The 15,896-nt window shown below is 67.3% G+C and carries 9 protein-coding genes; 6 read left to right on the top strand and 3 right to left on the bottom strand.

Going from position 1 to position 15,896, the window contains the following annotated elements:
* Positions 1–153: 153 nt before the first annotated feature.
* Positions 154–651, bottom strand: coding sequence for a hypothetical protein (locus ACQG3P_RS10030; RefSeq protein ID WP_068854259.1), 498 nt, complete (start codon positions 649–651; stop codon positions 154–156).
* A 46-nt stretch (positions 652–697) separates the two neighbouring features.
* The gene (locus tag ACQG3P_RS10025) at positions 698–994 is read right to left on the bottom strand and encodes a LysM peptidoglycan-binding domain-containing protein (RefSeq protein ID WP_068854260.1); all 297 of its coding nucleotides are present in this window, start codon (positions 992–994) and stop codon (positions 698–700) included.
* Between the two features lie 144 nt (positions 995–1,138).
* Between ACQG3P_RS10025 and queF the strand changes: the two genes are divergently transcribed.
* Positions 1,139–1,957, top strand: a complete 819-nt coding sequence (gene queF / locus ACQG3P_RS10020) for an NADPH-dependent 7-cyano-7-deazaguanine reductase QueF (protein WP_093534892.1) — start codon at positions 1,139–1,141, stop codon at positions 1,955–1,957.
* 24 nt (positions 1,958–1,981) lie between these two features.
* Here the strand turns inward: queF and ACQG3P_RS10015 are convergent, their stop codons facing one another.
* Positions 1,982–3,298: a M20 family metallopeptidase gene (locus ACQG3P_RS10015; RefSeq protein ID WP_068854262.1), complete on the bottom strand. Its 1,317-nt coding sequence runs from the start codon at positions 3,296–3,298 to the stop codon at positions 1,982–1,984.
* A gap of 241 nt (positions 3,299–3,539) precedes the next feature.
* Here ACQG3P_RS10015 and ACQG3P_RS10010 point away from each other — a divergent pair, with 241 nt between their 5' ends.
* The 5 genes from ACQG3P_RS10010 (at position 3,540) to yccS (ending at position 15,895) form a co-directional block, all read left to right on the top strand.
* Positions 3,540–4,784 (top strand): efflux RND transporter periplasmic adaptor subunit, encoded by a 1,245-nt coding sequence (locus ACQG3P_RS10010; RefSeq protein WP_426804946.1) that lies wholly within the window; start codon positions 3,540–3,542, stop codon positions 4,782–4,784.
* Positions 4,785–4,870: 86 nt separating this feature from the next.
* On the top strand, positions 4,871–8,101 hold the full coding sequence (locus ACQG3P_RS10005) for an efflux RND transporter permease subunit (protein WP_426804945.1): 3,231 nt from the start codon (positions 4,871–4,873) through the stop codon (positions 8,099–8,101).
* A complete protein-coding gene (locus tag ACQG3P_RS10000; protein WP_426804944.1) occupies positions 8,098–11,220 on the top strand; it encodes an efflux RND transporter permease subunit in 3,123 nt (1,040 codons plus the stop codon). Before ACQG3P_RS10005 ends, ACQG3P_RS10000 begins: the two co-directional genes overlap by 4 nt.
* Positions 11,221–11,526: 306 nt before the next feature.
* On the top strand, positions 11,527–13,584 hold the full coding sequence (locus ACQG3P_RS09995) for a TonB-dependent siderophore receptor (RefSeq protein WP_426804943.1): 2,058 nt from the start codon (positions 11,527–11,529) through the stop codon (positions 13,582–13,584).
* Between the two features lie 133 nt (positions 13,585–13,717).
* Positions 13,718–15,895 (top strand): YccS family putative transporter, encoded by a 2,178-nt coding sequence (yccS, locus tag ACQG3P_RS09990; protein WP_426804942.1) that lies wholly within the window; start codon positions 13,718–13,720, stop codon positions 15,893–15,895.
* Position 15,896: the final 1 nt, after the last annotated feature.

Here is a 15,896-nt window from a genome sequence, read left to right as displayed (position 1 = left end):
TCTCCGGGTAACCCCCGCATTGTCGCGGTTTCAGCCCCGGGGAGCAAAGCGGGGCCATACGCGGTGGTATTGGAACGCTGTATGGAACAAAAAAAGACGCAGCCTCGCGGCTGCGTCCATCGTGAGCCCGTGCCGGGAGAGAGTCGGCGGGACTTACTTGACCTCAAACTCCTGCGGCGTTCCGGCCGCCTTACCATCTACCGTGACCTCCGCGCGGTACTTGCCCGCCGGCCAGCCATTGGCATTCGTGAAGCTGATGTTGGTGGTCTCATCGCCAGTGGTGTTCAACACCTGGCTCTGTTCGCCCGCCACCTGGCCGTCCTGATAGGTCAGCTTGGCGCCAACGTTGGCGTTGGTGGCCGTGCCTGCGGTGCGGACCGAAATGATGATCACGTCTTTCGGAGCAAACAGTGCTGCCGCCGCGACGGTCTTGTCGGCCGCAGCGGTCTTGCCGACAGTTACGCCGGAAACGTTGACCGGCGCGGCGGCCGTCATCGGCTGCGGTGCGGCGGGCTCGACCGGCGTCGTCGCTACCGGGGCAGCCGGCTGCGCGTTGTTGTCGACCGTTTCTTCCTTCTTCTTGCAGCCGGCCAGCGCAACGGTGGCCAGCAGGGCAGCAAGTACGGCGGTACTGATGGACGTCTTCTTCATGGAATTCCTCCCTGGGAATCAATAATGGACAGCAGGCGGAGCGGGCTTAGTCTTTAGGCGGCAGTTTGAGCGTCTGGCCCGGGAAGATCTTGTCGGGGTCATCCAGGACGTCACGGTTGGCCTCGAAAATCTTCTTCCAGGCGTTGCCATCGCCCAGCTCGTTCTTGGCAATCTTCGACAGCGAGTCACCGCTCTTGACGGTGTAGGTGCTACCCCCCACCTTTTCGGCGGTGGTATCCACCGAAGCGGTCACGCCGGAGAAATCTGCCTTTTCCACCTTCTGCGCGGTGGTATCCACGCTGGAGGTGACGCCGGAGAAATCGGCCTTCTTGTCGGTACTCATCCACACGCTCCCGTCTTGAATAGAACGACCTGGATCGCACGGTGTCACAGGCCTTGTTAATGGGGCATGGCGCAGGCGTGAAGACGCTGGACGTATTTCTGAACGGGGCGCTGGAGGGGGCGCCGGCCACGCTAAAATGGCGCCATGAATACCCCCCAGGACTCCAGCCTCGGTCGCGAGGTTGCTTACCCCTCCCAGTACGATCCCGCCCTGCTCTTCCCGATCCCGCGCCGCGCCGCGCGCGAGGAGATCGGCGTGGACGAGGCCAACCTGCCGTTCGTTGGCCATGACCGCTGGCAGGCCTATGAGCTGAGCTGGCTGGACCGGCGCGGCAAGCCACGCGTCGCCGTGGCGACGGTCAGCGTGCCGTGCACCTCACCGAACCTGATCGAATCCAAGTCATTCAAGCTCTACCTCAACTCGCTCAACAGCACGCGCTTTGACGATGACGAACAGGCCCGCCAGCGCATTGCCGGTGACCTGTCGGCCTGCGCCGGGGCGGTAGTGAACGTGGTGTTCGGGGTGCCGCTGCTGGTGGAAGCGGCCGAAGGCGAATCATTGGATGAGCTGGATGTGGCGATCGAGCGCTACGGCCCGCCGGCGCCGGAGTACCTGTCGGCCAATGCCGGCCAGGTGGTGACCGAGACGCTCAGTTCGGCACTGCTCAAGTCCAACTGCCCGGTCACCGGCCAGCCGGACTGGGCCAGCGTGAGCGTGCGCTACCGCGGCCCGCGCATCGACCGCGAAGGCCTGCTGCGCTACCTGGTGAGCTACCGCGAGCATGCCGAATTCCACGAACAGTGCGTGGAGCGCATCTTCAACGAGCTCACCCTGCGCTGCCAGCCGGAGTGGCTGGAAGTGGAGGCGCGCTACACCCGCCGCGGCGGGTTGGACATCAACCCGTGGCGGGCCAGCGCCGGCATCGAGCAGCCGGCGCGGACGGTCCGCGACCTGCGCCAGTAGCGCACGACCGTTGGTCGTGCGACCTCAGCCCGGCGTCGGGCTGTTGAGGAAATCCAGGCTCACCTGCAACAACGCCCGCAGGCCCACATCCAGTGCTTTCTCATCGAGCAGGAACTTCGGGGAGTGGTTGGCCGGCGCCTTGGCCGGGTCGATCCCTTCGCTGGTGGAGCCGACGAAGAAGAACATGCCCGGCACCTGCTGGGCATACAGCGAGAAGTCTTCGGCGCCCATCTGCAGCGGCGGCTCGTACACGTTGGCTTCGCCGACCACGGCCTGCAGGCTGGGCAGCATGCGCGCGGTCAGGGCCGGGTCGTTGACCGTGGCCGGGTTGCCCTCGGCTTCGAAGATTTCCGTTTCCGCCTTGGCGCCATGCGCGGCGGCGGTGTGCTCGGCCACGTTGCGCAGGTCGGCGAAGATCTGCTGGCGCATGCCTTCGTCGAAGGTGCGGATGGTACCCACCATCTCCACTTCGTCGGGAATGATGTTGTAGCGGATGCCGCCCTTGATCGCGCCGAAGGACACCACCGCCGGCTGCTTGGAGATGTTGGAGCGACGGCTGACGATGGTCTGCGCGGTGCCCACCAGGTCGGCGGTGGCCACGATCGGGTCGACCCCGTTCCACGGCGCAGAACCATGCGTCTGGCGGCCGATCACCTTGATCCCGAAGCGGTCCGAGGCCGCCATCAGCGGGCCACCGCGGACGGCGATCTGCCCGGCCTGGACGCTGGAGAACACGTGCAGGCCGAACACGGCATCCGGCTTGAAGTCGGCAAACAGGCCTTCCTTGAGCATCAACGCGGCACCGCCCTCTTCCGGCGGCGGCGCGCCTTCTTCGGAAGGCTGGAAGATCAGCATCACTTCGCCGGGCAGGTTCTCGCGCATCTTCACCAGCGCGTCGGCCACGCCAAGCAGGGTGGCGGTGTGGGCGTCATGCCCGCAGGCGTGCATCACGCCCACCGGTTCGCCGCGATAGGTGCTGGTGGCCTTGGAGGCAAACGGCAGGCCGGTCTGTTCGGTCACCGGCAGCGCGTCCATGTCCGCGCGCAGGGCGATGCGCGGGCCGGGCTTGCCGCCCTTGATGATGGCCACCACGCCGTGATGGGCAATGCCGGTCCTGGGCTTCAGGCCCATCGCACGCAGCTGTTCGGCCACCTTGGCCGAGGTGCGCTCTTCGCGGTTGGACAGCTCCGGGTGCTGGTGGAAGTCGCGGCGCCACTGCACTACCTGGGCCTGCAGACGAGCGGCGGCGGCGGTGACTTCCGGGCGTTCTGCCGGGGCGGTGGCGGCCAGCGCGGGCGAGGCGAGCAGCAGGGCGGACAGCAGCAGCGACAGACGGGGCATTCGGGTCTCCGACGGGGTTCCAGGGGCTTGAACCTGAATGTAGGGCATCGGGGTGGTTTTCGCTGTAACTTTCGGCGCCCGGGAACGTCGTCCGGAAAAGCAACCGTCGTCGGTTGAACCTTGTCGGCGCTTGCGGGTCTGACCGCCCGTCCCATTTGTCATGCATTAAAGGACACGGGTGGCGGGTATGCTTTGCCACTGCCAACCGGGCCCCGCCCTTCGCCAGCCTCAGGAGTTTTGAATGTCGCGTTTCTGGAAGATCGTGCTGCTGGTGATCGCAGTGCTGGTGGTGGGGCTGGTCGGCATGCACCTGCTCAACGGTGGCAAGGGCAAGGATGCCAAGCCAGGGGCGCAGGCCGAGGCCGGCAAGGACGGAGAACGCGATACCGGCCCGGTGCCGGTGACGGTGATCGACGCGGCCCGCCAGGATGTGCCGGTCTACGCCAGCGCGCTGGGCACGGTAAGCGCGATGAACACCGTGACCGTAAGCCCGCAGGTGGGCGGCCAGCTGATCAGCCTGAACTTCAAGGAAGGCCAGGAAGTGAAGCAGGGCGACCTGCTGGCGCAGATCGATCCGCGCACGCTGCAGGCCAGCTATGACGAAGCGGCGGCGGCCAAGAAGCAGAACCAGGCCCAGCTGGCCACGGCGCGCTCGAACTACCAGCGCTCCAATTCGCCCGAATACCGCCAGTACGTCGCCAAGACCGACCTGGACACCCAGCGCAACCAGGTGGCCCAGTACGAAAGCGCGGTGGCGGCCAATGAGGCCAGCATGCGCGCGGCCCAGGTGCAGCTGCAGTACACCCGCGTGACCGCGCCCATCTCCGGCATTGCCGGCATCCGTGCGGTGGATGCAGGCAACGTGGTCAGCGCCGGTACCGCGCTGGTCACCCTGACCCAGATCCACCCGATCCACGTGGTGTTCAACCTGCCCGAACGCCAGCTGCCGGACGTGCGCCAGGCCCAGCAGGCCGGCCCGGTGTCCATCGCCGCGCTGGACCGAAACGACTCGCACGTACTCACCGATGGCGGAACGCTGGACGTGGTGGACAACCAGATCAGCAGCGACAGCGGCACCTTCCGCGCGCGCGCCCTGTTCGATAACCAGGACAACACCCTGTGGCCGGGCCAGTTCGTCAACGTGCGCATGCAGCTGCGCACCATTTCCGGCGGCGTGGTCATCCCCACTCAGGCCGTCATGCGCGGGCCCGATGGCGAGTACGTCTATATCGTCAAGCCGGACAACACGGTGGCCATGCAGACCGTGAAGAGCGGCGTGGAAGTGGGCGACAGCAACATCCAGATCACCGAAGGCCTGAAGGGAGGTGAGCGGGTGGTCAGCGAAGGCCAGTTCCGGCTCAAGCCGGGCAGCAAGGTCACCGCGCTGAAGCCGGGCGAGACGCCGGCCGCGCCGACCGAGGCCGAACTCAAGGCCGCCGCGCAGAAACAGGGCCCCGGTGGGCGTCGTGGCGGCGGCCCGCGCTGACCGCGCACGCCGTGTCCCCAACGCTGGCCAGGTGGCCGGCGTTCGCCTCCCGCATCGCCGTCTGACGTAACAGCAAGGATCCGCCCGTGGGCTTTTCGACGATTTTCATCCGCCGCCCCATCGCCACCTCGCTGCTGATGGCGGGCCTGCTGCTGCTCGGCATCCTCGGCTACCGCCAGCTGCCGGTGTCGGCGCTGCCGGAAATCGACGCGCCCAGCCTGGTGGTCACCACCCAGTACCCGGGTGCCAATGCGACCACCATGGCCTCGCTGGTGACCACGCCGCTGGAGCGCCAGTTCGGGCAGATCTCCGGGCTGGAGCTGATGACCTCCGATTCGTCGGCCGGCCTGTCCACGATCATCCTGCAGTTTTCGATGGACCGCGATATCGACATCGCCGCACAGGACGTGCAGGCCGCGATCCGCCAGGCCACCCTGCCGTCATCGCTGCCGTACCAGCCGGTCTACAACCGGGTGAACCCGGCCGACGCGGCGATCATCACCCTCAAGCTCACCTCCGACACGCGCCCGCTGCGCGATGTGAACAACTACGCCGACTCGATCCTGGCCCAGCGCCTGTCGCAGGTGCAGGGCGTGGGCCTGGTGTCGATCGCCGGCAACGTGCGCCCGGCCGTGCGCATCCAGGTCAACCCGGCGCAGCTGTCCAACATGGGCCTGACCCTGGAAGACCTGCGCAGCGCGCTGACCCAGGCCAACGTCAACGCGCCCAAGGGCTCGCTCAACGGCAAGACCCAGTCCTACAGCATCGGCACCAACGATCAGCTGACCAGCGCGGCGGAGTACCGCGAGACCATCATCAGCTACAAGAACGGCGCGCCGGTGCGGCTGGCGGACGTGGCCGAGGTGGTCGACGGCGTGGAGAACGACCAGCTCGCCGCCTGGGCCGATGGCAAGCCGGCCGTACTGCTGGAGATCCGCCGCCAGCCCGGTGCCAACATCGTGCAGACGGTGGAGCGCATCCGCGCATTGATGCCGCAGCTGCAGAACGTGCTGCCGGCCGACGTGCACCTGGAAGTGTTCTCCGACCGTACCGAGACCATCCGCGCCTCCGTGCATGAAGTGCAGTTCACCCTGATCCTGACCATCGGCCTGGTGGTGGCGGTGATCTTCGTGTTCCTGCGCCGCCTGTGGGCCACGATCATTCCCTCGGTGGCGGTGCCACTGTCGCTGGCGGGCACGTTCGGGGTGATGGCGTTTGCCGGCATGTCGCTGGACAACCTGTCGCTGATGGCGCTGGTGGTGGCCACCGGCTTCGTGGTCGACGATGCGATCGTGATGATCGAGAACATCGTGCGCTATATCGAACAGGGCAAGAGCGGCCCGGAAGCGGCCGAGATCGGCGCGCGCCAGATCGGCTTCACCGTGCTGTCGCTGACCGTGTCGCTGGTGGCGGTGTTCCTGCCGCTGCTGCTGATGCCCGGCGTCACCGGCCGCCTGTTCCACGAGTTCGCGTGGGTGCTGAGCATCGCGGTGGTGCTGTCGATGCTGATCTCGCTGACCCTCACCCCGATGATGTGCGCCTACCTGCTCAAGCCCGACGCGCTGCCCGAAGGCGAGGATGCGCACGAGCGTGCGCATGCCGCCGGCAAGCAGACCGTGTGGAGCCGCACCGTCGGCCTGTACGAACGCAGCCTGGACTGGGTGCTGGACCACCAGCGCATGACCCTGGCGGTGGCCGCCGGCGCGCTGGTGTTGACCGTGGTGCTGTACATCGTCATTCCCAAGGGCCTGCTGCCCGAGCAGGACACCGGGCTGATCACCGGCGTGGTCCAGGCCGACCAGAACATCGCGTTCCCGCAGATGGAGCAGCGCACCAAGGCGGTGGCCGAAGCGCTGCGCAGGGACCCGGCGGTGACCGGCGTGGCCGCCTTCATCGGCGCCGGCAGCATGAACCCCACGCTCAACCAGGGCCAGTTGTCGATCGTGCTGAAGGAGCGCGGCGACCGCGACGGGCTGGAAGACATCCTGCCGCGCCTGCAGAAAGCCGTGGCCGGCATCCCCGGGGTGGCGCTGTACCTCAAGCCGGTCCAGGACGTGACCCTGGACACCCGCGTGGCCGCCACCGAGTACCAGTACTCGCTGTCGGACGTGGACAGCGCGCAGGTCGCGCTGCAGGCCACCCGCCTGACCGAGGCGCTGCGCCAGCGTCCGGAACTGGCCGACGTGGACAACAACCTGTCCAACCAGGGCCGCGCGCTGGAGCTGAACATCGACCGCGACAAGGCCAGCGTGCTGGGCGTGCCGATGCAGACCATCGACGACACGCTGTACGACGCCTTCGGCCAGCGCCAGATCTCGACCATCTTCACCGAGCTCAACCAGTACCGCGTGGTGCTGGAAGTGGCGCCGGAGTTCCGCACCAGCACCGCCCTGATGAACCAGCTGGCGGTGGCCTCCAACGGCGCCGGCGCGCTGACCGGCAGCAATGCCACCAACTTCGGCCAGGTCACCTCGTCCAACTCCTCCAGCGCCACCGGTATCGGCGCGCAGAACACCGGTATTCCGGTGGGTGCGGGCAACATCATTCCGCTGGCCGCGCTGGCCGAGGGCAAGGTCACCAGCACCCCGCTGGTGGTCAGCCACCAGCAGCAGCTGCCGGCGGTGACGGTCTCGTTCAACATCGCCCCGGGCTATTCGCTGTCCGATGCGGTCAAGGCGATCGAGGAAACCCGCGCCAGCCTGGACATGCCGGCGCAGGTGCACGCGCAGTTCATCGGCAAGGCCGCCGAGTTCACCGGCAGCCAGACCGACGTGGTGTGGCTGCTGCTGGCCTCGCTGGTGGTGATCTACATCGTGCTGGGCGTGCTGTACGAGAGCTACATCCACCCGATCACGATCATCTCCACCCTGCCGCCGGCCGGCGTGGGCGCGCTGCTGGCGCTGATGGTGTGTGGGCTGAGCCTGTCGGTGGATGGCATTGTCGGCATCGTGCTGCTGATCGGCATCGTCAAGAAGAACGGCATCATGATGGTGGACTTCGCCATCGAGGCGCGCCGCGCCGGTGCCAACGCGCACGAAGCGATCCGCCGCGCCTGCCTGCTGCGCTTCCGCCCGATCATGATGACCACCGCCGCGGCCATGCTGGGCGCGTTGCCGCTGGCGCTGGGCACCGGCATCGGGTCGGAGCTGCGCCGCCCGCTGGGCATCGCCATCGTCGGCGGCCTGCTGATCTCGCAGCTGGTCACGCTGTACACCACGCCGGTGATCTACCTGTACATGGAGCGCTACTCCGAATGGCTGCGCCAGCGCCGTGAACAGCGCGCGCTGCGCAACGCCACCGCACAGGACCGCGCGTGAACATCTCCGGCCCGTTCATCCGCCGCCCGATCGGCACCGCGCTGCTGGCCATCGGCCTGTTCGTGGTCGGGTTGATGTGCTACCTGAAGCTGGGGGTGTCGGCGCTGCCGAACATCCAGATCCCGGTGATCTTCGTGCACGCCAGCCAGTCCGGCGCGGACGCCACCACCATGGCCTCCACGGTCACCGCGCCGCTGGAGCGCCACCTGGGCCAGCTGCCCGGCGTGGACCAGATGCGCTCGTCCAGCTCCGAAGGCAGCTCGCTGGTCTTCATGATCTTCCAGAGCGGGGTCGACATCGATTCGGCCGCGCTGGACGTGCAGACCGCGATCAACTCGGCCCAGGCCGACCTGCCCTCCGGGCTGGGTTCGCCGATGTTCCAGAAGGCCAACCCGAACGACGATCCGGTGATCGCCATTGCGTTGACCTCGCAGACGCAATCGGCCGATGAGCTGTACAACGTGGCCGATTCGCTGCTGGCCCAGCGCATCCGCCAGATCAGCGGGGTGTCGTCGGTGGACATCGCCGGCGCCTCCACCCCGGCGGTGCGGGTGGACGTCAACCTGCGCCTGCTCAATGCGCTCAACCTCACCCCGGATGACCTGCGCAATGCGGTGCGCGCCGCCAACGTGACCTCGCCCACCGGCTTCCTGACCGACGGCAACACCACCACGGCGATCATCGCCAACGATTCAGTGGCGCGCGCGGCCGACTTCGCCAACCTGGTGATCAAGACCCAGGATGATGGCCGGGTGATCCGCCTGAAGGACGTGGCCAACGTCTACGACGGCCAGCAGGATGCCTACCAGGCCGCGTGGTTCGACCACAAACCGGCGGTGGTGATGTACGTGTTCACCCGCGCCGGGGCCAACATCGTGGAGACGGTGGACCGGGTCAAGGCGCAGATCCCGATGCTGCGCGACTACCTGCAGCCGGGCACCACGCTCACCCCGTACTTCGACCGAACCCCGACCATCCGCTCGTCGCTGCACGAAGTGCAGATCACCCTGCTGATCAGCCTGGCGATGGTGATCCTGACCATGGCGCTGTTCCTGCGCCGGCTGGCACCGACCCTGATCGCGGCGATCACCGTGCCGCTGTCGCTGGCCGGTGCGGCGCTGGTGATGTACGTGTTCGGCTTCACCCTGAACAACCTGAGCCTGCTGGCGCTGGTGATCGCGATCGGCTTCGTGGTCGATGACGCGATCGTGGTGATCGAAAACATCATGCGCCACCTCGACGAAGGCATGCCGCGCATGCAGGCGGCCCTGACCGGCGCCCGCGAGATCGGCTTCACCATCGTCTCCATCACCGCCTCGCTGGTGGCGGTGTTCATTCCGCTGCTGTTTGCCAGCGGCATGGTCGGTGCGTTCTTCCGCGAGTTCACCGTGACCCTGGTGGCCGCCATCGTGGTCTCGATGATCGTCTCGCTCACGCTCACCCCGGCGCTGTGCAGCCGCTTCCTCAGCGCCCACACGGAGCCGGACAAGCCCTCGCGGATCGGCCGCTTCCTGGATGCCACCCACGACCGCATGCTGCGCGTGTACACCGTCTGCCTGGACTTCTCGCTGCGCCACGCGCTGCTGCTGTCGCTGACCCCGATCCTGCTGATCGTGGCCACGGTGATGCTGGCGGGCGCGGTCAAGAAGGGCTCGTTCCCGCCGCAGGACACCGGCCTGATCTGGGGCCGCGCCAACTCCAGCGCGACGGTATCCTTCGAAGACATGGTCAACCGCCAGCGCCGCATCACCGACATGCTGATGGCCGACCCGGCGGTGAAAACCGTGGGCGTGCGCCTGGGTAGTGGCCGCCAGGGTTCCAGCGCGCAGTTCAACATCGAGCTGAAGACCCGCAAGGAAGGCCGCCGCGAAACCACCGCGCAGGCGCTGGCACGGCTGAGCGCCAAGGCCGACCGCTACCCCGACCTGGAGCTGCGCCTGCGCGCGATCCAGGATCTTCCCAGCGACGGGGGCGGCGGCAACAGCCAGGGCGCGCAGTACCGAGTGTCGCTGCAGGGCAACGACCTGGCCCAGCTGCAGGAATGGCTGCCCAAGGTGCAGGCCGCACTGAAGAAGAACCCCATGCTGCGCGACGTCGGCACCGACGTGGACACCGCCGGGCTGCGCCAGAACATCGAGATCGACCGGGCCAAGGCCGCGCGCCTGGGCGTGTCGGTCGGCGCGATCGATGGCGCGCTGTACGGCGCGTTCGGCCAGCGGCAGATTTCGACGATCTACTCGGACATCAACCAGTACAGCGTGGTGGTCAACGCGCTGCCGGAGCAGACCGCCACCCCGCGCGCGCTGGATGAGATCCACGTGCGTGCCGGCAACGGCGAGATGATCCCGATCACCGCCGTGGCGCGCCAGGTCCCCGGGCTGGCCCCGCCGCAGATCACCCACCAGAACCAGTACACCACGATGGACCTGAGCTACAACCTGGCCCCGGGCGTGAGCACCGGCGAAGGCGAGGCAATCATCAAGGCCACCGTGGACGGGCTGCGCCTGCCCGGCGACATCCGCATCAGCGATGGCGGCGGCTTCAACGTGCAGCTCAACCCCAATTCGATGCTGATCCTGGTGCTGGCCGCCATCATCACCGTGTACCTGGTGCTGGGCATGCTGTACGAAAGCCTGGTGCACCCGGTGACGATCCTGTCCACGCTGCCGGCGGCGGGCGTGGGCGCGCTGCTGGCGCTGTTCGTGACCAATACCGAGCTGTCGGTGATCTCGATGATTGCGCTGGTGCTGCTGATCGGCATCGTCAAGAAGAACGCGATCATGATGATCGACTTCGCCGTGGTGGCCCAGCGTGAGCACGGCAAGAGCCCGCTGGAAGCGGTGCGCGAGGCCAGCATCGTGCGCTTCCGCCCGATCATGATGACCACCATGGTGGCGATCCTGGCGGCGGTGCCGCTGGCCATCGGCCTTGGTGAAGGGTCCGAGCTGCGTCGCCCGCTGGGCATCGCGATGATCGGCGGGTTGCTGTTCTCGCAGAGCCTGACCCTGCTGAGCACCCCGGCGCTGTATGTGATCTTCTCGTGCCTGCAGCAGCACTGGCGCGGCTGGCGCGCACGCCGGCGCGAGAAGGCCTTGGTAAAGCGGGCAGCGCGCGCGTAACGCCCGCCGCTGCGCGGCGCCGCACGACCAACGGTCGTGCGCTACCGCGGCCTCCGTGCATCCGTGGTGCTCGCAATCCCGGTAGGTACCGACCGTTGGTCGGTACGCTCTTGGCGGCGTCCCTGGCAATCATTTGACGCGGACCACTCAAAAGAGAACAATTCGCATCAGCCACGGTCCTGCCGCGCCTCGCGCACCGCGCTGACTCCGCCTTCGCGGGCAGTGCCCCGACTCAGCCACGCCCTCTTCTTCCGCTTTCAACTGATCGCGGACGGTGTGCTGCTGTCCGCAGAGGACCCCCACTCGATGCCTGCTTCCGTACTTCCGCGCCACGCCCTGCGCCCGGCCCTGCTCGCCCTGTCTTTGTCCCTGGCCTGCGCGGCCCACGGCCAATCCCGCTCGGCCACCGAGCTTGACGCGGTGAAAGTCACCGCCGAACGCACCCACACCGAAACCGGCGCCCTGGGCGACCGCCCGGTACGCGATACCCCGTTCGCGATCTCCGTCATCGGCCGCGAGGACATCGAGAAGCGCCAGGTGGTCTCGCTGGGCGAGGCGTTCCTGACCGACCCGTCGGTGGTCACCCAGGTCAGCGCCTACGCCAGTGGCTGGAGCTCGCCGATCCGCAACCGCGGCATCGATCTCAGCTACGACAGCTACCGCGTCAACGGCCTGCAGGTGTCCTCGTGGGGTACCGAGTGGCCGCTGGAAGTGATGGAACAGGTGGAACTGCTCAAGGGCCCGGGCGGCTTCATGTACGGCTTCGGCCAGCCCGGCGGCATCATCAACTACGTCACGAAGAAGCCCACCGATGCCCCCACCTTCTCCGCGCAGCTCGGCTGGCGGGAACAGGGCATCGTCAGCGGCCAGGTCGATGTCGGCGGCCGCTTCGGCAACGAAGACATGTTCGGCTACCGCTTCAACGCCTACCAGGAGAAGGGCGAAACCTTCAACGGTGGCGAAGTGAACCGCAAGGTCGGTGCGCTGTCGCTGGATGCACGCCTGGGCGATGCGCTCACCTGGACCTTCGATGGCGTGTTCCAGGAGCGCGATCTCAGCGAGGAATCGCCGCAGTACTACTTCATCGGCCTGACCGAACTGCCGCGCCCGATCGCCGGCGATGTCAACAACGCCATTCCGGGCACCTTCTACGACACCCGCTCCAGCCTGCTCTCCACTGCACTGAACTGGCAGATCAACGACGACTGGAAGGCCAGCCTGAGCTATGGCTACACCTCGTCGTGGAACGACGTGAACAAGATCTTCGCCTACATCGACGACGTCAATGGCGACTACGACGTCAACGTCTACGAGCTCGGCGGCAAGAGCGAGTGGAAGCTGGCCCAGGCCATCGTGCAGGGCCGCTTCCAGACCGGCCCGCTGTCGCACCAGGTCGTCGCCGGCGTCTCGCACCAGACCGGGCTGGGCTGGGACCGCCCATACGAATGGAACACCATCGGCCGTGGCAACCTCTACCAGCGCCCCACCCTGCGCCATGACGCCGTCGGTTCGCAGGAGCTCACCCGCGGCAGCGAAACCGTACAGCAGGCGGTGTTCGTCAGCGATACGGTGGATTTCGGCCACGGCTGGTCGGTGCTGGCCGGTGCGCGCTACAACGACTTCGAGACCAAGGGCGCCTACCACACCTACCCGGTCACCCCGACCTACGCGGTGATGTTCAAGCCGGCCGATGCAGTCACGCTCTACACCAGCTACGTCGAATCGCTGGAAGCGGGCAGCCGGGTGGGCAGCGACTACATCAACGCCGGCGACGTGCTCGATCCGACCATCAGCAAGCAGTTCGAGATCGGCGCCAAGATCGAGTACCCACGCTGGAACGCCAACGCGGCTGCGTTCCGACTGGAGCGCGGTGCCAACATCGACCGCCTGACCAGCGGCGGCAAACTGCTGGTGCAGGACGGCATCACCCTGTACGAAGGCGTGGAAGTCAGCGGCGACGTCCGCCTGACCGATGCCTTCACCCTCGGCGGCGGCGTGACCTGGCTGGACCCGACCTACGACAAGCTCTCGCCCGACAGCAGCACCCAGGAAGGCAACCGCACCGCCGGCGCAGCGCGCTGGAACGGCGTGGTGCACGCCGACTACAGCGTGCCGCAGGTGGAAGGCCTGGGCCTGTACGCGCTGGCCCGCTACTACGGCGACGTGTACTACGACGCCGACAATACCCTCAAGCTGCCCGACTACACCCTGGTCAACGCCGGCATCGGCTACCGCATGCAGGCCAACGGCCACCCGGTCACCTGGCGCGCCAGCGTCGAAAACCTCACCAACAGGAAGTACTGGTCCAACGCCGGCATCGGCCTGCCGCGCACGTTCGCGGTCAGCGTCAGGTTTGATCTGTAAGCAAAGGGCGTAACAGCCTGTCGTTTCATTTTTTGCGAGCGGTGAGGCCGGCGGGGGTGGGTACCTGCCAACCGGCTATGTCGGCTTCACCGCGATGACGCAATAATGAGGCGCCACCGCCCGACGAGTCCGCATGTCCGCCCGAGAATCCCGCCTGAGTCGCCTGTGGGCGCATGAGAAGGCCAGCTACGGGCTGCGGGTGTTCATTGCGTTGTCCATGGCCATGGGCGTGTGCTGGCACCTGGACCAGCTGCCTGCGCTGCCCGGCGTATTCCTCGGCATCATCGCCAGCGCCATTGCCGAAACCGACGACAACTGGTGGGGCCGCACCAAATCCGTCGCCCTCTCCCTGCTGTGCTTCGTGGTGGCCGCCGCCGCCGTGGTCGAACTGTTCGCCTGGCCGTGGCTGTTCATTGCGGCCCTGGCCCTGTCCACCTTCAGCCTGACCCTGCTCGGCGCGCTGGGCGAACGCTACGCCTCCATCGCCCAGGCCACCGTCACCCTGGCCATCTACACCATGATCGGCCTCGAACAGCACGGCGCCGACGACCGCGCCCAGGCCATCAGCGCCGTCAGCCACCTGCTGGCCGGCGCCCTCTGGTACGGCCTGCTGTCCATCCTGTGGACCGCCCTGTTCGCCAACCGCCCCGTGCGCGAACGCCTCGCCCGCCTCTACCTTGAACTCGGCCGCTACCTTCAGCTCAAGGCCGACCTGTTCGAACCGGTGCGCGATGCCGACGTGCAGAAGCGCCAGCTGGCCCTGGCCGAACAGAACCGCCGCGTCGTCGAAGCGCTCAACATCGCCAAGACCGCCATCCTGGCCCGGTTTGGCCGCTCCGGCCGCCCGGGCGTGCAATCCGGCCTGTACCTGCGCCTGTACTACATGGCCCAGGACTTCCACGAACGCGCCAGTTCCTCGCACTACCCCTATGGCGCGCTCACCGACGCCTTCTTCCACAGCGACGTGCTCTACCGCTGCCAGCGCCTGCTCGCCCTGCAGGGCGAAGCGTGTGCCAACCTGGGCACCGCCATCCGCATGCGCCGGCCGTTCCAGTACGGCGACCGGACCCGCCAGGCCACCGCCGACCTCACCGATTCCCTCGCCTGGCTGCGCGCCCAGCACAACCCCCAGTGGCAGCGCCTGCTCTCCTCGCTGGAACTGCTTGGCCACAACCTGCAGAGCATCGAACGCCGCCTGTCCGAAGCGGCCAAGTCCGAATCCACCCTGGACAACGTCGATACCCGCCTGCGCGACACCAACCCGCATACCCTGCGCGAGATGGGGGTGCGCATCCGCCAGCAGCTCACTCCCGGCTCGCTGCTGTTCCGCCACGGCCTGCGCATGGCGCTGGCGCTGATCGTGGGCTTTGCCGCCATCCGCCTGTTCAATGCACAGAACGGCTCCTGGGTGCTGCTCACCATCGTGTTCGTGTGCCGCCCCAACTTCGGCGCCACCCGCCAGCGGCTGGCCCAGCGCATCGCCGGCACCCTGATCGGGCTGGTGCTCACCTGGGCGCTGATGCAGCTGTTCCAGGACCTGCGCATCGAATTGTTGATCGCCCTGCTTTCCGCGCTGCTGTTCTTCTTTACCCGCAGCGACCGCTACCTGGTCGCCTCGGCCGCGATCACCGTGATGGCACTGACCTGCTTCAACCTCATCGGCGATGGCTTCCTGCTGATCTGGCCGCGGCTGGTCGATACCCTGCTGGGCTGCGCGATCGCCGCCGCCGCCGCGTTCCTGATCCTGCCCGACTGGCAGGGCCGCCGCCTCGACCTGGTCATGGCGCGCGTGCTTGAACGCTGCGCCGGCTACCTGCAGGCGGTGCTGGGCCAGTACGGCAGCGGCATGCAGGACGACCTGGCCTACCGCATCGCCCGCCGCGACATGCACAACGCAGACGTCGCCCTGTCCACCGCGCTGTCCAACATGCTGCGCGAACCGGGCCACGTGCGCGGCAACCTGGACGCCGGCTTCCGCTTCCTGGCGCTGTCCAACACCCTGCTCGGCCACCTGTCCGCGCTCGGCGCCCACCGCGCGCAGCTGGACAGCTATGCGCAGGACCCCTTGGCCCGTTCCAGCGGCGAACGCGTGCAGCAGGCCATGCAGCAGATCGCCGGCGCGCTGGAACGGCGCGAACCGGTGGACGAGGCCGCCAACGAGGGCGACCGGGCCCTGGCCGAGCAGCTGGAGCAGCTCAATGATGAGATGCCGCCGAAGCTGCAGCTGATCCGCACCCAGATCGGCCTGATGCTGCGCCTGCTGCCCAAGCTGCGCGCCGCAGCGAACGAAATAGGGACCGGGGCTGCGTGAT

Origin of the sequence: Stenotrophomonas sp. SrG (assembly GCF_050031795.1) — a bacterium.
Taxonomy (GTDB): Bacteria; Pseudomonadota; Gammaproteobacteria; order Xanthomonadales; family Xanthomonadaceae; genus Stenotrophomonas; species Stenotrophomonas rhizophila_A.
The sequence above is the reverse complement of the archived record's forward strand: the minus strand, read 5'-3'. Positions and strand labels throughout refer to the sequence as shown.